We start from the raw sequence: 17,199 nt of genomic DNA, 5'->3' as shown, positions 1-17,199 counted from the left end.
TCAGCGCTCGTCAGGCGACGACTCGGTGGCACCGGTCTCCGACTCGATGGGCCCATCGGGCGACTCCGACCCGATCGGTTCGACAGCGCCGGTCTCCGGGGAGGGGCCTGAAGAAGCGATGGGCTCGGAGACCACCACGGCAGGGTCCACCGGTGCGGCCACCGCGTCCGAGGCGACCGGCAGCGGTACGGCCTCGACCGCACCTGCCACACCGGCGGCCGGCGCGGGCACCTCGACGGCGGCCGAGCCGCCGAAGAGGCGCGGCAACGTCTCGGTGTGCGCGGCGCGCAGCTCGTCCAGGCCGATCCGGAACTGACCGTGCACCTCCAGCGCACCGCCGGACGGGTCGGTGACACCGATCAGCTCGAACGGCACACCCCGCTCGGCGCAGAGCGCCGCGAAGGCCTTGTCGTGGCCGCGCGGCACCGAGACCAGCGCCCGGGTGGCGGACTCGCTGAACAGGTACACGAACGGCATCGAGCCCTCGGTGAACTGCTCCGGCACCGCGACCCGCGCACCGACGCCGCGCCGCAGGCAGGACTCCACCAGGCTCTGGGCGAGGCCACCGTCGGAGAGGTCGTGCGCGGAGGCCAGGTGACCGACGCGGGCCGCCTCGGCCAGCAGCTCGGCGAGCGCCTTCTCCCGGGCGAGGTCGACCTGCGGCGGAATACCACCGAGGTGCTCGTGCGTCACCCAGGCCCACTCCGAGCCGGACAGCTCCACGTTCGTCTCGCCGAGCAGGTAGAGCTGGTCGTGGTCGCCACCGGCGCGCGGCACGAAGCCCATCGGCACCCGGTCGGCGACGTTGTCCAGCACACCCAGCACACCGACCACCGGGGTCGGGTGGATGGCTGCCGCGCCGGTCTGGTTGTAGAAGCTGACGTTGCCGCCGGTCACCGGGATGCCCAGCTCCAGGCAGCCGTCCGCCAGGCCACGGACGGCCTCGGCGAACTGCCACATGACGCCCGGGTCCTCCGGGGAGCCGAAGTTGAGGCAGTCGGTGACGGCGATCGGCTTCGCGCCGGTCACCGCCACGTTCCGGTACGCCTCGGCCAGGGCCAGCTTGGCGCCGTTGTACGGGTCGAGCCTGGTGTACCGGCCGTTGCCGTCCACCGACAGCGCCACGCCGAGACCGGTCCGCTCGTCGATCCGGATCACGCCGCCGTCCTCCGGCTGGGCGAGCACGGTGTTGCCCAGCACGTAGCGGTCGTACTGCTCGGTGACCCAGGACTTGTCGGCCAGGTTCGGCGACGCGATCATGCGCAGCACGGTCTCCCGCAGCGCCTCCGGGTCGGCCGGGCGGGGCAGCGTCTCGGCCCGGTCGGCCTGGAGCAGGATCAGGTCGGCCGGCTCACGCATCGGCCGGGCGTAGACCGGACCGTCGTCGACAAGCGAACCCGGCGGCACGTCGACGACCAGGTGGTCCTGCCAGGTGATCAGCAGTCGACCCGGGCTGCCGTCCGGCTCCGGTGCGGTGACCTCACCGATCGCGGTGGCGAGGACGCCCCACTTCTCGCAGGTCTTGAGCACCGCGTCGAGCTTGTCCGGCGCGACGACCAGCAGCATCCGCTCCTGCGACTCACTGGCCAGGATCTCGTGCGGGTCCATCGAAGGCTCGCGCAGTGGCACCCGCTCCAGCCAGACCCGCATACCGGTGCCGGCCGCGGCGGCGGTCTCGGTGAGCGCGCAGGTCAGACCGGCGCCGCCGAGGTCCTGGATGCCGACCACCAGCTGGCCGTCGTACAGCTCGAGGCACGCCTCGATCAGCAGCTTCTCGGTGAACGGGTCACCCACCTGCACGGCGGGGCGGCGCGCCTCGCTGCCCTCGTCGAAGGTGGCGCTGGCGAGCACCGAGACGCCGCCGATGCCGTCCCGGCCGGTCTTGGCGCCCATCAGCACGACAACGTTGCCCGGCCCGGCGGCGGCCTTGTTCTGCAGCCGGCTGACCGGGAGCACGCCCAGGCAGAGCGCGTTGAGCAGCGGGTTGCCCTGGTAGGAGGGGTCGAAGACCAGCTCGCCACCGATGTTGGGCAGGCCCAGGCAGTTGCCGTAGCCGCCGACGCCGGCGACCACGCCGGTGAGCACCCGGGCGGTGTCCGGGTGGTCCGCGGCACCGAAGCGCAGCGGGTCCATCACCGCGACCGGGCGGGCGCCCATGGCGAGGATGTCCCGGACGATGCCGCCGACGCCGGTCGCCGCGCCCTGGTACGGCTCGACGAAGCTCGGGTGGTTGTGCGACTCGACCTTGAAGGTCACCGCCAACTCGTCGGAGATCTGCACGACGCCGGCGTTCTCGCCGATGCCGGCGAGCATCCGGTCGCTGTGCGGGGCCTTCTCACCGAACTGACGCAGGTGCACCTTGCTCGACTTGTAGGAGCAGTGCTCGCTCCACATGATCGAATACATCGCCAGCTCGGACTGCGTGGGCCGGCGGCCGAGGATCTGCCGGATCCGGTCGTACTCGTCGTCACGCAGACCCAGCTCGGTGAACGGCTGGAGTTCGCCCGGGGTGCCACCGGCACGCGGCACGGTGTCCACGCCCTCGGCCCAGACGGCGGCGGCCGGCTGGGCGGGAGCGGCCGCCGGAGCGACGGGCTGCGCCGCGCTCGGCTCGGTCGGCTGCGCCGGGGCGGAGTACGCCTCCGGGGTGTCCCGTACCGGGTCCGGATGGGTGGTCATGACCTCTCCTCGCTGCGCTCGTGCCCGCCAGACCGGCGGTTGAGCAGACCGATGATCGTGACGCCGGTCACCGCGGCGCTCCTCGCACTCACGCGGGCGCCCCGACCAGGTGCTTGAGGACTGACGTGAAGAAGCCGAGGCCGTCCAGCGAAGGGCCGGTCAGCGCCTCCACCGCGTGCTCGGGGTGCGGCATGATGCCGACCACGTTGCCGGCGGCGTTGGTGATCGCGGCGATGTCCCGCATCGACCCGTTCGGGTTGCCGCCGACGTAGCGGGCGACCACCCGGCCCTCGGCTTCGAGCTGGTCCAGGGTCGCGGTGTCCGCGACGTAGCAGCCCTCGCCGTTCTTGACCGGGATGAGCACCTCCTGGCCGGGCTGGAACGCGTTGGTCCACGCGGTGCCGGCCGACTCGATGCGCAGGACCTGGTCCCGGTTGCGGAAGTGCAGGTGCTGGTTGCGGGTGAGCGCGCCGGGGAGCAGGTGCGCCTCGCACAGGATCTGGAAGCCGTTGCAGATGCCGAGCACGGGCAGACCACCCTGGGCGGCGTCCACGATCGTCTCCATCACCGGTGCGAACCGGGCGATGGCACCGCACCGCAGGTAGTCACCGTAGGAGAAGCCACCGGGCAGCACGACAGCGTCCACCCCGTGCAGGTCCGCGTCGCCGTGCCAGAGCCGGACCGGCTCGGCGCCGGCGATCCGGACGGCCCGGGCCGCGTCCCCGTCGTCGAGCGAGCCAGGGAAGGTGACCACACCGACCCGGGCGGTCACGAGCGGGCGTCCGCGGTCTCGTCGGCCTCGACCAGGCGGACGGTGAAGTCCTCGATGACCGGGTTGGCGAGCAATTTGTCGGCAATCTCCCGAGCGCGGTCCAGGTCCGGTTCACCGGTGAACTCGATCTCGATCCGCCTGCCGATCCGGACCGAGGCGACGTCACCGACGCCGAGCCGGGGCAGCGCGTTTGCGACGGCCTGGCCCTGCGGATCGAGGATCTCGGGCTTGAGCATGACGTCGACGACGACGCGAGGCACTGGGCACTCCTGACTGTGTACGCAGTTGGGTGCCGACCCACATGGGGCGAGCGCAGCCAGCGTACCTGGCAGATACGGCCGCGGACGCACCGGCCGGGTGCAGTTCAAGCAGTGATCGACATTGCCGACGCTCAGGGCGGCCCGACAGGCGGGGCAGGTGGCTTCAGCAGGGCATATACGGCGCAGCGGGAGGCCGAATCGTTACATTGAGTAAGCTCGATCAAATCCTTGATAATGATCGGCTCGGGCCCTACTGTACATCGACGTAAGTCGATTGAGGCGCTGGCGGGGACCTCCCGCCGCCGCCCATCCGCACCCGGCGACCCCGGGTCCGCCCCGCCCAAGGAGTCCACCCGATGCGCATCCGCCCCCTGCTCGCCGTCGTCAGCATCGCGTTGGTCGGCGCCCTCGGCGCCGCGTCCGGCGCGTCCGCCGCCCCGCCCGGCCCGCAACCCATCATCGGTGGCACCACCGTCTCGTCGGCGCCCTGGGCCGCCGCGGTGCTCAGCAACGGCTCGTTCACCTGTTCCGGCAGCGTCATCGCCTCACAGTGGGTGCTCACCGCCCGGCACTGCATCAACGGCACCATGTCCGTTCGGATCGGCAGCGTGAATCGCACCTCCGGCGGAGTCACCCGCACGGTCAGCGCCACCTACACCCGCAGCGACCTGGCCCTCATGCGGCTCTCCAGCGCCGTCAGCACCTCGACGGTGACGCTGGCCAGCAGCAACCCGCCGATCAACTCGACGAACTCGATCTACGGGTGGGGCATGACCTGCTACAGCGGCTGCTCGGCGTCGACCCAGCTGAAGACCGCCACCGTCCGGGTGACCAGTAACAGCGTCACCGACGCGTACGGCGGGCAGGCGATCCGCAGCACCGAGATCAGCGGCAACGCCTGGCGGGGCGACTCGGGCGGCCCCCAGTTCTACAACGGCCAGCAGGTCGGCGTCGCCTCCACGGCCGACGGGCAGAGCATCCAGAACTACGGCAGTGTTGCGTACAACCGGGCCTGGATCACCTCGGTGGCCGGTGTCTGACGGTTACCACCCGGAGCGTCGCGGATGGTCGGCCCCGTGCCGGCCGTCCGCGCCGCGCTGTTTTGCAGCATCCGATCAGGTGAACAATGCGCCCGATCGGGTCGGGCCGCTCCTGACAGCATCGGAAACGTGCTGGTCGTGACGACGGAGCAACTGCCCGGCTACGAGATCCGCCAGATTCTCGGTGAGGTGGTGTCATCGATGGCCAGGACGCGCAACCCGTACCGCGAGGGGGTCAAGAACCTGCGCGGTGGCGCGTACGACCCGATGGCACCGGACAACCTGACCCGGTGGCGCACCGACTCGGTGTCCCGGCTCGGCGAGGAGGCCCTGCGCCTCGGCGCGAACGCCGTGATCGGCATGCGGTTCGACAGCCGGGACTGCGGTGAGATGTGGATGGAGATCTGCGCGTACGGAACGGCCGTGGTCGCCGTACCCGTCATGCCCGAGGTCATGCCGGCCGACCAGCCGGCGATCGCCGCGGAGACCGCCACCGACCCGGCCTTCGCCGAGTCCCTCGGCGGCATCGCCGAACCAGCCAGCGCGCCCAACCTCAGAACCGCCGCCGAAACCCCCACCGGCGAGTAACCCCCGCGATCCCCCTGTTGATCAAGAGGTTTCGGTCACCAGGGAGATCGAAGATGACGCAAACCTCTTGATCACCGCGAAGGGGCGGGGTGGGGTGGGGTGGGGTGCGTTAGAGGATGGGGGGTGGGCTGTAGGTGGCGGCCTCGGGGTGGGCCGTTGCCACTGCGGTGATCCGCTTCGTCACCGCCGCCACCTGGGCCTGGGCGGCGCCGACGAAGGCGCTGCGGTCGGCGACCAGGGTGTCGATGTCGGCGCGGGACAGGCCGAGCCGACCGTCCGCCGCCAACCGGTCGAACAGGTCGTTCTCCGGGGAGCCCTTCTCGCGCATCGCCAGGGCCACCGCGACCGCGTGCTCCTTGATCACCTCGTGGGCGACCTCCCGGCCGACGCCACGCCGTACCGCCGCCACCAGGATCTTGGTGGTGGCCAGGAACGGCAGGAACCGCTCCAACTCCCGGTTGATCACCGCCGGGTACGCGCCGAACTCGTCGAGCACGGTGAGGAACGTCTGGAACAACCCGTCGGCGGCGAAGAACGCGTCCGGCAGGGCGACCCGGCGGACCACCGAGCAGGACACGTCCCCCTCGTTCCACTGGTCGCCGGCCAACTCGCCGACCATCGACAGGTAACCCCGGATGATCACCGCGAAGCCGTTCACCCGCTCCGACGAGCGCGTGTTCATCTTGTGCGGCATCGCGCTGGAACCGACCTGACCCGGCTTGAAGCCCTCGGTCGCCAACTCCTGGCCGACCATCAGTCGGATCGTGGTGGCCAACGACGACGGTGCCGCGGCGGTCTGGGCCAGCGCCGCCAGCACGTCGAAGTCGAGCGAGCGCGGGTAGACCTGCCCGACACTGTCCAGCACCCGGGAGAAGCCCAGGTGCTCGGCGACCCGCCGCTCCAACTCGGCCACCTTGTCGGCGTCCCCGTCGAAGAGGTCGAGCTGGTCGGCTGCCGTGCCGACCGGGCCCTTGATCCCCCGCAACGGGTACCGGGCGATCAGCTCCTCCAGCCGCTCGTACGCGATCAGCAACTCCTCGGCCGCCGACGCGAAGCGCTTGCCCAGCGTGGTGGCCTGCGCCGCAACGTTGTGCGAGCGGCCGGTCATGACCAGCTCGGAGTGCTCGTACGCCAGGAAGGCGAGGCGGGCCAGGGTGGCGACCACGCGGTCCCGGATCAGCTCCAGCGAGGCCCGCACCTGGAGCTGCTCGACGTTCTCGGTGAGATCCCGCGAGGTCATGCCCTTGTGCACGTGCTCGTGCCCGGCGAGCGCGCTGAACTCCTCGATCCGGGCCTTCACGTCGTGCCGGGTGACCCGCTCCCGCTCCGCGATCGAGGCGAGGTCGACCTGGTCGAGCACCCGCTCGTACGCCTCGACCACGCCGTCCGGCACCGCGACGCCCAGGTCGCGCTGAGCGCGGAGCACGGCGAGCCAGAGCCGCCGCTCCATCCGGACCTTCTCCTCCGGGGACCAGAGGGCGACCAGTTCGGGCGAGGCGTACCGGTTGGCCAGCACGTTGGGGATCGTCGTCACGTACCTCATTCTCTCCTACCGGACGCGCGGCCCGCGAAGGAGGTCGCGGCAGCTACCGCAGCTCCGTGCCCAAGACAGAGACGCCGTGAGCGCCGGAGGGCTCAGCGCTCCAGGATCGCGGTCACGCCCTGACCGCCAGCCGCGCAGATGGAGATCAACCCGCGTCCGCTGCCCTTCTCGGCCAGCAGCTTGGCCAGGGTCGCCACGATCCGCCCGCCGGTGGCGGCGAACGGGTGCCCGGCGGCCAGCGACGAGCCGTTCACGTTGAGCCGGTCGGGGTCGATCGTGCCGAGTGGTGCGTCCAGGCCGAGCCGGTCCGTGCAGAACTCCGGCGACTCCCAGGCGGCGAGGGTGGCCAGCACCTGCGAGGCGAACGCCTCGTGGATCTCGTAGTAGTCGAAATCCTGCAAGGTGAGCCCGGCCCGGGCCAGCATCCGGGGCACCGCGTACGCGGGGGCCATCAGCAGCCCCTCGTCGCCGTGCACGAAGTCCACCGCCGCCGTCTCCGACCAGCTGAACCAGGCCAGCACCGGCAGGTTGTGCGCGGCCGCCCACTCCTCGCTGGCCAGCAGCACGGTGGATGCCCCGTCGGTGAGCGGTGACGAGTTGCCGGCGGTCATGGTGGCCTGCTCGGCGTCCGGGCCACGGGTGCCGAAGACCGGCCTGAGCGAGCCGAGCTTCTCCAGGCTGGTGTCCGGGCGCAGGTTCGCATCGCGGGTCAACCCCAGGTAGGGCGTCATGAGGTCGTCGAAGAAGCCGCGGTCGTAGGCGGCGGCGAGCCGTTGGTGCGAGCGCAGCGCCAGCTCGTCCTGGGATCGCCTGTCGACCTGCCAGCGCAGCGCGGTGCGGGCGGCGTGGTCACCCATCGACAGGCCGGTGCGTGGTTCGGCGTTGCGCGGGATGTCGGGCTTGAACGGCTGGAGCGGGCGCAGCCGGGCGGCGATCTTCAACCGCTCGCCGAGGGTGCGGGCGGAGTTGAGCTTGAGCAGTGTGCGTCGCATCTCCTCGTTGACCGCGAGCGGCGCGTCGGAGGTGGTGTCGACGCCCCCGGCGATGCCCACGTCGAGTTGACCAAGGGCGATCTTGTTGGCGACGAGGATCGCCGCTTCCAGGCCGGTGCCGCAGGCCTGCTGGATGTCGTACGCGGGGGTGTGCGGGTCGAGTTGGGAGCCGAGGACGACCTCGCGGGTGAGGTTGAAGTCGCGGGAGTGCTTGAGCACCGCCCCGGTCACGACCTCGCCGACCCGCTGCCCGGCCAGCCCGTACCGGGCGATCAGGCCGTCCAGCGCGGCGCCGAGCAGGTCGGCGTTGGACGCGTCCGCGTAGCGGGAGTTGGACCGGGCGAAGGGGATGCGGTTGCCCCCGATGACCGCGACCCTCCGGATGCTCTGCACGATCCGCCTCCTCGCAAAGTGTTGCTCGAACCCTACTCGCCAGTAGGCTACGCCCATGACCGACAGGTACGCGAGCTTCGTCCAATCGGCCGCCGGCCGCGCGCTGGTCAAGCGCCTCGGGCTCCCCGACCCGCCTCGACTGCGCCGGCATCACCTCGGCGACCCGCTGCTGCCCGGGCCGGCCCTGCTCGGCGCGGCCACCGGCGGCCGGCTCGCCGAGCCGGTCGGCACGATCCTGACCGCCGCCGGGGTCGAACTGCGCGATGCCGCCAGCGCCGGGCCCGAGGACCGCTTCGGAGCCCTGGTGTACGACGCCAGCGGCATCACCGACTCCACCCAGCTCCGCCAGCTCTACGACTTCTTCCACCCGCACGCCCGGGCCGTGCTCCCCAGTGGCCGGGTGATCGTGCTGGGCACCCCGCCGCAGGAGTGCCCGACGCCCCGCGAGGCGACCGCCCAGCGCGCCCTGGAAGGGCTGGTCCGCAGCATCGGCAAGGAGTTCGGTCGGGGCACCACCGCCCAGCTCGTCTACGTGACCCGGGCCGAGGACGGCGTCCGCACCAGCCTTGAGTCGACCCTCCGCTTCCTTCTCTCCGGGCGGTCCGCGTACGTCTCGGGTCAGGTGATCCGGGTCGGCGCCGGCGAGGCGAGCGTCCCGGCCGACTGGGAGCGCCCACTGGACGGGCAGGTGGTGCTTGTCACCGGCGCCGCTCGGGGAATCGGCGCGGCGCTGACGAAGGTGCTCGCCCGCGACGGCGCACGGGTGGTCGCCCTGGACATCCCCGCCGCCGGGGACGCGCTCGCGGCGGTGGCGAACGACATCGGCGGCACCGCCGTCCAGCTCGACCTGACCGCGCCGGACGCGCCGACCCGGCTCGCCGACCACCTGGCCAGCCGGCACGGCCGGGTCGACGTGGTGGTGCACAACGCCGGCATCACCCGGGACAAGACGCTCGGCCGGATGGACGCCGACCGGTGGGACCAGGTGCTCGACGTCAACCTGTCCAGCCAGGAACGGATCAACGACGTGCTGCTGGATCGGGGGCTGATCCCGACCGGCGGGCGGATCGTGTCGGTCTCCTCGATCGCCGGGATCGCCGGCAACCGGGGCCAGACCAACTACGCCACCAGCAAGGCCGGAGTGATCGGGCTGGTCGACGCGCTCGCCCCGACGCTGCGGGAGCGGGGCATCAGCGTCAACGCGGTGGCCCCCGGCTTCATCGAGACCCGGCTGACCGCGCGCATCCCGCTGGTGGTCCGTGAGGCGGGCCGACGGATGAACAGCCTGGCCCAGGGCGGGCTGCCGGTGGACGTGGCCGAGACGATCGGCTGGTTGGCCTGGCCGGCCAGCGGCGCGGTCAGCGGAAACGTGGTCCGGGTCTGCGGCCAGAGCCTGCTGGGGGCGTGATGCGAGGACAGCGGGAGCCGGACGACGACCTTTCCCTGCACGAGCTGATCGACGGGCCAACCGAGGCGCTGACGGCGGAGACCCTGGCCGCGGCTCTCGAACCGGTGCCGGGCAGCCGCACCCGGATCGACCTGCCTCGAATGCCAGCGGTCGCGGCGCTGAACCGGCGGGCGTTGCTCGGCGCGTTACCGGGCCTCGGTCGCGGGCGGCGCGGGCCGGGCCTGCCGACGGTCGAGCTGGCCGTCAGCGGGGTGACCGTCGACCGGGCCCGCCTGGCCGACTACGACCGGGTCTGCGGGTTCCGGCTCAGCGATCGACTGCCGGGGACCTTCCCGCACGTCATGGGCTTCCCGCTGGCCCTGCGGCTGATGACCCTGCCGGCGTTCCCGATCCCCCTCACCGGCTTGGTGCACGTCGGCAACCGGATCATCGTGCACCGCCCGATCACCGCCGACGAGACCCTCGACTTCACGGCGTACGCCGAGAACCTGCGTCCGCACGACCGGGGGCGACAGGTGGACGTGGTGCTGGTCGGATCGGTCGACGGCGAGAAGGTCTGGGAGGGTGTCTCGACGTACCTGGGTCGGGAACGCAAGCCTGGCGGAGGCGACCGGAGTGGGCGCCCCGACGCGCCGACCGGCACGGCCCGCTGGCGGGTGGACCCTCGCGTCGGCACGGAGTACGCGCGGGTGTCCGGGGACCACAACCCGATCCACACCTCCCGGCTCGGTGCGCGGCTGTTCGGCTTCCCGCGGCCGATCGCGCACGGCATGTGGAGCAAGGCGCGCTGCCTGGCTGCAGTGGAGAACCGCCTGCCGGACTCCTACGCCGTCGAGGTCGCCTTCAAGCTGCCGGTGCCGCTTCCCAGCACGGTGAACTTCGCGCTGCTGCCGGACGGCGGGTTCGCCCTGCACGACTCGCGCGGCCGACCGCACCTGGCAGGTCTCGTGCGCTGACTCGCCCCCGCCGAGCAGTTCGGGCTTGGCAGGGGCGCGCTCGTGCGCTAAGTTGTTCTCACATAGAGATGTTCTCACAGTGAGAGAGACGCCGTGGACGAGCAGGATTTCCTGGACGCGTACGACCCCCGGGCCTATCCCGCGGTCGCGGTGACCGTCGACGTGGTCGCGCTGACCATCCGCGACGACGCGCTGCACCTGCTGCTGATCCGGCGCGGTCAGGCACCCTTCGAGGGGCACTGGGCGCTGCCCGGCGGCTTCGTCCACCCCGACGAGGACCTGACCGCCGGCGCCCGACGCGAGCTGGCCGAGGAGACCGGGCTCGGCGGCGAAGGGCTGCGCCGCGTACACCTGGAGCAGTTGGGCAGTTACGGCGCTCCCGACCGCGACCCGCGGATGCGCGTCGTCTCGATCGCCCACCTCGCGTTCGCCCCCGACCTGCCGGACCCGGCCGCCGGCACCGACGCCGACGAGGCGATCTGGCTGCCGGTGACCGCGCTGAGCAGCAGGCAGCTCGCCTTCGACCACGGCCGGATCATCGACGACGCGCTGGAACGGGCCCGGTCCAAGCTGGAGTACACCCCGCTCGCCACGCGCTTCCTCCCCGCCGAGTTCACCATCAGCGAGCTGCGCGCCGTCTACGAGACGGTCTGGGGTCACCCGCTGCACGCCGGCAACTTCCACCGCAAGGTGCTCTCCGTGCCGGGCTTCGTGGAGAGCACCGGCGCCAGCACCGAGCGCGGTGGCAGCCGGGGCGGCCCCCGCGCCCGGCTCTACCGGGCCGGCGACGCCCGCCTGCTGCACCCGGCGCTGCTGCGCCCGGCCCGCGAGGAGACGGTGCGATGAGGACGGCGGAGGCCATCGGCCTGGTCGCGGCGGCCCGCACCGACGCCGACCTGTTCGGCGCGGACCAACCAGCCCGGCGTTACCGCGAGCTGGTCGCGGCCCTGCACCCCGACCGCCTGCCGGCCGACCCGGGGGTACGCGCCGAAGCCACCGAGGCGTTCATCCACGTCACCACCCGCTGGCGGGCCCGGCAGGTCACCGTCCTCGGCGACCACCGACTCGGCGAGCTGGCCTACTCGGGTGACCTGGCCGACCTCTACGACGTCGGTGACGATCGGCTGCTCAAGCTCCCCCGGCAGCCCACCGACAACGACCTGATGGCCCGCGAGGCACACGCCCTGCGCACCATCGCCGAGCGCGGCGACCCACGCTACCTGCCGTACGTGCCCCGGCTCGTCGACGAGTTCCGGCACCGCGACACCGCGACCGGCGCGGAACGTCGGATCAACGTGCTCGCCACCGCGTCGGGGCTGCACAACCTCGACGAGGTGCGGCGCGGGTACCCGGACGGGTTGGACGCCCGGGACGTGGCCTGGATGTGGCGGCGGCTGCTGGTGGTGCTCGGCCTGGCCCACCGGGCCGGCGTGGTGCACGGCGCGGTCCTGCCGCGACACGTGCTGATCGAACCGGACGCCCACGGCGTGGTGCTCGTCGACTGGTGCTTCTCCGCTCCCGTCGGAGGCACCATCCCGGCGATCGTGCCCAGCCACGGCTGGGACCCGGAGGAGGTCCTCCGAAAGCAGCCCTGCGGGCCGGGCACCGACATCGCGATGGCCAGCCACTGTATGAGCTGGCTGATGGGGCCACGCGCACCCCGCGAGCTGCACGCCTTCGCGCAGGGCTGCCGACAACGGTCCCTGGCCAAGCGGCCCGACGACGCCTGGCGCCTGTTGCGCGAACTCGACCAGGTGCTGGACCGGCTCTACGGACCCCGCACCTTCCGACCCTTCACCCTCACTCCCTAAGGAGCTGTCATGGGCAGTGGAATCTGGTCCACCGACGTGTACGACGCCGCCGACCGCTACCGCCGGTCCACCGGCAAGAGCGCCTTCTCCTACAGCGACAGCGGGGCGCGCACCGTGCACCCCGCGCTCGACCCCCGCGACGCGACCCGCGAGAGCCGCGACTCCGACGAGCACCCCCGGTCGACGCCCGTCGCGGTGCTCTTCGACGTGACCGGCTCGATGCGTACGGTGCCGCGCGTCCTGCAGACCAAGCTGCCGCAACTGCTCGGACTGCTGCAACGGCAGGGCTACGCCAGCGATCCGCAGATCATGTTCGGCGCGATCGGCGACGCCACCTGCGACGGGGTGCCGTTGCAGGTCGGCCAGTTCGAGTCGGACAACCGGATGGACGACGACCTCGGCCGGATCGTCCTCGAGGGCGGTGGCGGCGGGCAGATGTCCGAGTCGTACGAGCTGGCCATGTACTTCATGGCCCGGCACACCAGCACCGACAGCTGGGACAAGCGCGGCCGGCGCGGTTACCTGTTCATCATCGGCGACGAGCTGGCGTACCAGCAGGTGAAGGCCCGGGAGGTGGCCCGGCTGATCGGCGACGACCTGGCCGAGGACGTGCCGCTGCGGCAGATCGTGGACGAGGTGACCCGCCGCTGGGACACCTACTACCTGCTCCCCGCCGGCAGCCACTACGCCGGCAACGCCACGGTGCTCGACTTCTGGCGGGACCTGCTCGGGCAGAACGCCGTCGTGCTCGACGACCTGGACGCGGTGTGCGAGACCATCGCACTCACCATCGGCCTCGGTGAGCAGGCCATCGACCTGGACGAGGGCCTGCGGGACCTGGACCGTAGCGGCTCCAACGCCACCGGCACCGTGTCGAAGGCACTGGCCCGCCTCGGCCAGGGGCGGCGGGCCGAGGTGTCGACGCTCCCGACGTTCCGCGACACCGCTGGCGGGGTGACCCGGCTGTGAACCACGTGGCGGTGGTCGACCTGGGCTACGGCGACGCCGGCAAGGGCACGGTGGTGGACTGGCTCTGCGCCACCCGTCCCGTGCACACGGTGGTCCGCTTCAACGGGGGCGCGCAGGCGGCACACAACGTCGTGCTGCGCGACGGGCGGCACCACACGTTCGCGCAGTTCGGCGCCGGCACGTTCCACCCCGGTGTCGGTACGCACCTGTCGCGGCACGTGGTGGTGGACCCGCTGGCCCTGGCCGCCGAGGCCGACCATCTCGCCACGGTGGGGGTGACCGACGCGCTCGACCGACTGACCGTCGACGGGGAGGCGCTGCTCGCCACCCCGTACCACCGGGCCGCCAACCGGGTCCGGGAGATCGCCCGGGGAGCCGACCGGCACGGCTCCTGCGGGCTCGGGGTGGGCGAGGCCGTCGCGTACGGTCTCGCCCACCCGGACGACGCGCCCCGGGTCGCCGACTGCCGCAGCCCAGCGCTGCTGCGCCACCGGCTGACCGTCCTACGGGACCGGTTGACCGCCGAGCTCGGCCCGCTGGACGCGCCGCCGGTCGCGGACTGCCTGCCCGCGTACACCGGGTTCGCCGGGCGGGTCGCGATCGTCGACCGGAGCTGGCTCGCCGGGGCGCTGCGCTCCGGGACCTGCGTCTTCGAGGGCGCGCAGGGCGTACTGCTCGACGAGTGGCACGGCTTCCACCCGTACACCACGTGGAGCACCACGACGTTCGCCAACGCCGACAGCCTGCTCGCCGAGGCGGGTCTGCCCGGCGGCGCGACCCGGATCGGCGTGCTCCGGGTGGTGACCACCCGGCACGGGGCCGGCCCGCTGGTCACCGAGGACCCGAGCCTGCCACTGGCCGATCCGCACAACCCGACGAACCCGTGGCAGGGCCGGTTCCGGTTCGGCCACTTCGACGCGGTCGCCCACCGGTACGCCCTCACCGCGGCCGGCGGGGTCGACGGCCTGGCGTTGACCCACCTCGACCTGGCCGGCCCCGACCTGCGGATCTGCCGCCGCTACGACACCACCGACCACCTCACCCCCGGCCCACCCGGTGACCTGGACAGACAGGCCGCGCTCACCGCCCGTCTGCTGCGCTCCCGCCCGCTCTACGACGACCCGCCGACGGACTGGGCGGAGGCGGTCGGCGCGGAGCTGGGCACGCCCGTGGTGCTGACCTCGCACGGTCCCACCGCCGACGACAAGACCCCGCACGGCGCTCTGCTCTGCGCACCGGCCGTGGCCCGCTCGGCCTGACCCCGGTGCCGAAGGCGGGTGATCCGGCGACTCGGCCACCGGGCGGCTCGTCCCCCGCGAGCATGGGGGCATGGACGCCCTGCTCGACCTCCTCCGTGGGACGGTCACATCGCCGTGGGTGTACCTGGTGATCTTCGGGCTCACCGCGATCGACGCGTTCTTCCCGGCGGTGCCGGGCGAGGCGGCGGTGATCACCGCAGGGGTGCTGTCCGCCAGCGCCGGTCACCCCAGCCTGACCCTGGTGATCGTCAGCGCCGCGATCGGCGCGCTGGTCGGCGACCACATCTCCTACGCCATCGGCCGGGGCGGCGGCGCACACCGACTGGCCCGTCTGCCCAACGGCAGCCGGCGGCGGGCCGGCTCCGAATGGGCCCGCCGGGCCGTGGACCGGCGCGGTGGCATCATCCTGACGACCAGCCGGTACGTGCCGGGCGGCCGGACCGCGGTCACCCTCACCATGGGCGCGGTGCGCTATCCCCGCCGGTCATTTCTGCTGTACGACAGCATCGCGGCGGTCACCTGGGCGCTGTACTGCGGGCTGCTCGGCTACTTCGGCGGGCTGGCCTTCGAGCGTGATCCCGTAAAGGGCGTTCTGGTCGGTGTGGGGGTCTCGCTGGTCGTCACCTTCGGCCTGGAGGGGATCCGCTGGGTGCGCCGCCGGGCCCACCGACACGCCGCCTCCCGCCGCTGACGGCCGCACCCGTCACAGCAGGTCGGCGTCGTGCACCAGGATCGCCAGTTGCACCCGGTTGCCCGCGTGCAGTTTCGCCAGCGCCCGGCTGACATGTGCCTTCACGGTGGCCTCGCTCATCGTCAGCCGCCGGGCGATCTCCGCGTTGCCGTGCCCGCGCGCCACCTCCCGCACGATGTCCAACTCCCGTGCGGTGAGCGGTACGAGCCGCTGGCGAGCCGCGTCCCGTCGGGCGGGGCCACGATCGGCGAACGAGCTGATCAGCCGCCGGGTCACCGCCGGGGCGAGCATCGCGTGCCCGGCCGCCACCGTCCGAACGGCGGCGGCCAACTCGCGGGGCGGGGTGTCCTTGAGCAGGAAGCCAACCGCCCCGGCCCGCAGCGCCCGGTGCACGTACTCGTCGAGGTCGAAGGTGGTCAGCATGATCACCTTCGGGCCGGCGGCGACCAACTCCGGCGCGACGGTCAGCCCGTCGACGCCCGGCATCCGCACGTCGAGCAGCACCACGTCGGGGCGTAACCGGTGGGTCTGCTCCAGCGCGTCGACTCCGTCCGCCGCCTCGCCGACCACTGTGATGTCCTCGGCCGCCTCCAGGATCAGCCGCAGCCCGGCACGGACGAGCTGCTCGTCGTCGACCACCAGCACCCGGATCACGCCACGCCCGCCAGCGGGATCAGTGCCCGGACCAGGAAACCGCCGTCCAGGGGCGTCGCCTCCAGCCGCCCGCCGAGCAGCTCCACCCGCTCGCGCAGCCCGAGCAACCCCTGCCCGGCACCGGGCAGCTCCGGCCCGCCCACCGACGGACCGTTGCGCACCACCACCTCCAGCCCGTCGGGGAGGTAGCGCAGACCAACGACCGTCTCGGCGTCGGCCGCGTGCTTGCGCACGTTTGTCAACGCCTCGCGGACCACCCGGTACGCGGTGCGACCCAGCGTCGTCGGCAGCGCGGTCGGCACACCCTCGTCCTGCCGGGACACCCGCAGACCGGCGGTACGGGACTCCCCGATCAGCTCGTCGAGCGCGTCGAGCCCTCGCTCCGGCACCACGGCCGCCTCGGCCTGTCGCAGCACACCCAGCACCTCACGCAGGTCGGTGAGCGCCTGCCGGCCGGTCGTCCGGATCAGCGCGGCGGCCTCGACGGTTGCCGGGTCCGCGGCGGTCACCTCCAGGGCACCGGCGTGCACCACCATCAACGAGACCCGGTGCGCCACCACGTCGTGCATCTCCCGGGCGATCCTGGTCCGCTCCTCGGCGCGGACCCGGTCGGCGCGGGCCTCCTGCTCGCGTTCCAACCGTTCGGCCCGGTCCCGCAGAGCGGCGAGGGTGTCCCGGCGCGCCCGCACCCAGAGGCCGAAGACCAACGGGAGTCCGACCAGACAGGCCGCGAGCAGCAGCACGTTGCCGGTGCTGGCGGTGGTCATCCGGCGTACGCCGCCCACCTGCAGCCCGACCAGGACCCCACCGGCGAGCACCGCGGCGGCACCGGCGAGATAGGTGGCGAGCCACCGACCGCGCAGCCGCAGACCCGCCTGATAGGAGGCGATCACCCCGGCCGCCGCGGCGGCGAGCACCAGCCAGCCGAACGCCGCAGCCAGGAACAGGGGCCAGCGGCGGGTCCGGATCGTGCTGGCGGCCCAACCCGAGAACACCGCGAGCAACAGCACGGCCGCCCCGGGCAGCGGCGAGCGGACACCGATGTCACCGGTCGCGCTGGCCCAGACGGCGGCGGCGACCGCGACGGCGAGCAGCAGCAGCCCGTAGCGCTGGACGACCCGCCGAGGAGCGGTGCTGCTGGAGACCACACCGCGAGCGTAGGGCTCCACGGACGAACCCGGTCG

At 72.5% G+C, this 17,199-nt stretch carries 16 protein-coding genes; 9 read left to right on the top strand and 7 right to left on the bottom strand.

Features of this window, described 5'->3' with window-relative positions; translation table 11 throughout:
* The 3 genes from purL to purS form a co-directional block, all read right to left on the bottom strand.
* On the bottom strand, positions 1 to 2,679 hold the full coding sequence (gene purL, locus ABGB10_RS29435; protein ID WP_347664248.1) for a phosphoribosylformylglycinamidine synthase subunit PurL: 2,679 nt from the start codon (positions 2,677 to 2,679) through the stop codon (positions 1 to 3).
* Between the two features lie 88 nt (positions 2,680 to 2,767).
* Positions 2,768 to 3,451 carry a phosphoribosylformylglycinamidine synthase subunit PurQ gene (gene purQ / locus ABGB10_RS29430; RefSeq protein ID WP_347664247.1) on the bottom strand — a complete coding sequence of 228 codons (684 nt, stop codon included), beginning with the start codon at positions 3,449 to 3,451 and terminating at the stop codon, positions 2,768 to 2,770.
* Positions 3,448 to 3,711 (bottom strand): phosphoribosylformylglycinamidine synthase subunit PurS, encoded by a 264-nt coding sequence (gene purS / locus ABGB10_RS29425; RefSeq protein ID WP_030491392.1) that lies wholly within the window; start codon positions 3,709 to 3,711, stop codon positions 3,448 to 3,450. Before purS ends, purQ begins: the two co-directional genes overlap by 4 nt.
* 356 nt (positions 3,712 to 4,067) lie before the next feature.
* Here purS and ABGB10_RS29420 point away from each other — a divergent pair, with 356 nt between their 5' ends.
* Positions 4,068 to 4,751 carry a trypsin-like serine protease gene (locus ABGB10_RS29420; protein ID WP_347664246.1) on the top strand — a complete coding sequence of 228 codons (684 nt, stop codon included), beginning with the start codon at positions 4,068 to 4,070 and terminating at the stop codon, positions 4,749 to 4,751.
* A gap of 24 nt (positions 4,752 to 4,775) precedes the next feature.
* Complete coding sequence (locus ABGB10_RS29415; protein WP_347664245.1) at positions 4,776 to 5,339, top strand: YbjQ family protein; 564 nt, start codon at positions 4,776 to 4,778, stop codon at positions 5,337 to 5,339.
* A 109-nt stretch (positions 5,340 to 5,448) separates the two neighbouring features.
* On the opposite strand, the gene purB is transcribed toward ABGB10_RS29415, so the two are convergent.
* Positions 5,449 to 6,873: an adenylosuccinate lyase gene (gene purB / locus ABGB10_RS29410; protein WP_347664244.1), complete on the bottom strand. Its 1,425-nt coding sequence runs from the start codon at positions 6,871 to 6,873 to the stop codon at positions 5,449 to 5,451.
* A 101-nt stretch (positions 6,874 to 6,974) separates the two neighbouring features.
* The gene (locus ABGB10_RS29405) at positions 6,975 to 8,267 is read right to left on the bottom strand and encodes an acetyl-CoA C-acetyltransferase (RefSeq protein ID WP_347664243.1); all 1,293 of its coding nucleotides are present in this window, start codon (positions 8,265 to 8,267) and stop codon (positions 6,975 to 6,977) included.
* Positions 8,268 to 8,322: 55 nt separating this feature from the next.
* Here ABGB10_RS29405 and ABGB10_RS29400 point away from each other — a divergent pair, with 55 nt between their 5' ends.
* The 7 genes from ABGB10_RS29400 (at position 8,323) to ABGB10_RS29370 (ending at position 15,361) form a co-directional block, all read left to right on the top strand.
* The gene (locus ABGB10_RS29400; RefSeq protein WP_347664242.1) at positions 8,323 to 9,675 is read left to right on the top strand and encodes a 3-oxoacyl-ACP reductase; all 1,353 of its coding nucleotides are present in this window, start codon (positions 8,323 to 8,325) and stop codon (positions 9,673 to 9,675) included.
* A gap of 140 nt (positions 9,676 to 9,815) precedes the next feature.
* Positions 9,816 to 10,631, top strand: a complete 816-nt coding sequence (locus ABGB10_RS29395) for a MaoC/PaaZ C-terminal domain-containing protein (RefSeq protein WP_347664282.1) — start codon at positions 9,816 to 9,818, stop codon at positions 10,629 to 10,631.
* 93 nt (positions 10,632 to 10,724) lie between these two features.
* Positions 10,725 to 11,477 carry an NUDIX domain-containing protein gene (locus ABGB10_RS29390; protein ID WP_347664241.1) on the top strand — a complete coding sequence of 251 codons (753 nt, stop codon included), beginning with the start codon at positions 10,725 to 10,727 and terminating at the stop codon, positions 11,475 to 11,477.
* Entirely contained in the window at positions 11,474 to 12,442 is a 969-nt protein-coding gene (locus ABGB10_RS29385; RefSeq protein WP_347664240.1) for a serine/threonine protein kinase, read from the top strand. The genes ABGB10_RS29390 and ABGB10_RS29385 overlap by 4 nt, the downstream gene beginning before the upstream one ends.
* Before the next feature lie 9 nt (positions 12,443 to 12,451).
* Positions 12,452 to 13,411: a hypothetical protein gene (locus tag ABGB10_RS29380; protein WP_347664239.1), complete on the top strand. Its 960-nt coding sequence runs from the start codon at positions 12,452 to 12,454 to the stop codon at positions 13,409 to 13,411.
* Positions 13,408 to 14,670, top strand: coding sequence for an adenylosuccinate synthetase (locus ABGB10_RS29375; protein WP_347664238.1), 1,263 nt, complete (start codon positions 13,408 to 13,410; stop codon positions 14,668 to 14,670). Before ABGB10_RS29380 ends, ABGB10_RS29375 begins: the two co-directional genes overlap by 4 nt.
* Positions 14,671 to 14,740: 70 nt before the next feature.
* Complete coding sequence (locus ABGB10_RS29370; RefSeq protein WP_347664237.1) at positions 14,741 to 15,361, top strand: DedA family protein; 621 nt, start codon at positions 14,741 to 14,743, stop codon at positions 15,359 to 15,361.
* A 12-nt stretch (positions 15,362 to 15,373) separates the two neighbouring features.
* Here the strand turns inward: ABGB10_RS29370 and ABGB10_RS29365 are convergent, their stop codons facing one another.
* A complete protein-coding gene (locus ABGB10_RS29365) occupies positions 15,374 to 16,015 on the bottom strand; it encodes a response regulator transcription factor (protein ID WP_347664236.1) in 642 nt (213 codons plus the stop codon).
* Positions 16,012 to 17,163 carry a histidine kinase gene (locus tag ABGB10_RS29360; protein WP_347664235.1) on the bottom strand — a complete coding sequence of 384 codons (1,152 nt, stop codon included), beginning with the start codon at positions 17,161 to 17,163 and terminating at the stop codon, positions 16,012 to 16,014. Before ABGB10_RS29360 ends, ABGB10_RS29365 begins: the two co-directional genes overlap by 4 nt.
* Between the last annotated feature and the right edge of the window lie 36 nt (positions 17,164 to 17,199).

The sequence above is a fragment of the Micromonospora sp. B9E7 genome (assembly GCF_039871815.1).
Lineage (GTDB): Bacteria > Actinomycetota > Actinomycetes > Mycobacteriales > Micromonosporaceae > Micromonospora.
The sequence above is the reverse complement of the archived record's forward strand: the minus strand, read 5'-3'. Positions and strand labels throughout refer to the sequence as shown.

Excerpts from the sequence above, each read along its gene's own strand:
- ABGB10_RS29415 (WP_347664245.1), top strand. The coding sequence starts at position 4,776 with ATGGTCGGCCCCGTGCCGGCCGTCCGCGCCGCGCTGTTTTGCAGCATC.
- ABGB10_RS29420 (WP_347664246.1), top strand. The coding sequence starts at position 4,068 with ATGCGCATCCGCCCCCTGCTCGCCGTCGTCAGCATCGCGTTGGTCGGC.
- ABGB10_RS29395 (WP_347664282.1), top strand. The coding sequence starts at position 9,816 with ATGCCAGCGGTCGCGGCGCTGAACCGGCGGGCGTTGCTCGGCGCGTTA.
- ABGB10_RS29380 (WP_347664239.1), top strand. The coding sequence starts at position 12,452 with ATGGGCAGTGGAATCTGGTCCACCGACGTGTACGACGCCGCCGACCGC.
- purL (WP_347664248.1), bottom strand. The coding sequence starts at position 2,679 with ATGACCACCCATCCGGACCCGGTACGGGACACCCCGGAGGCGTACTCC.
- ABGB10_RS29385 (WP_347664240.1), top strand. The coding sequence starts at position 11,474 with ATGAGGACGGCGGAGGCCATCGGCCTGGTCGCGGCGGCCCGCACCGAC.
- ABGB10_RS29370 (WP_347664237.1), top strand. The coding sequence starts at position 14,741 with ATGGACGCCCTGCTCGACCTCCTCCGTGGGACGGTCACATCGCCGTGG.
- ABGB10_RS29400 (WP_347664242.1), top strand. The coding sequence starts at position 8,323 with ATGACCGACAGGTACGCGAGCTTCGTCCAATCGGCCGCCGGCCGCGCG.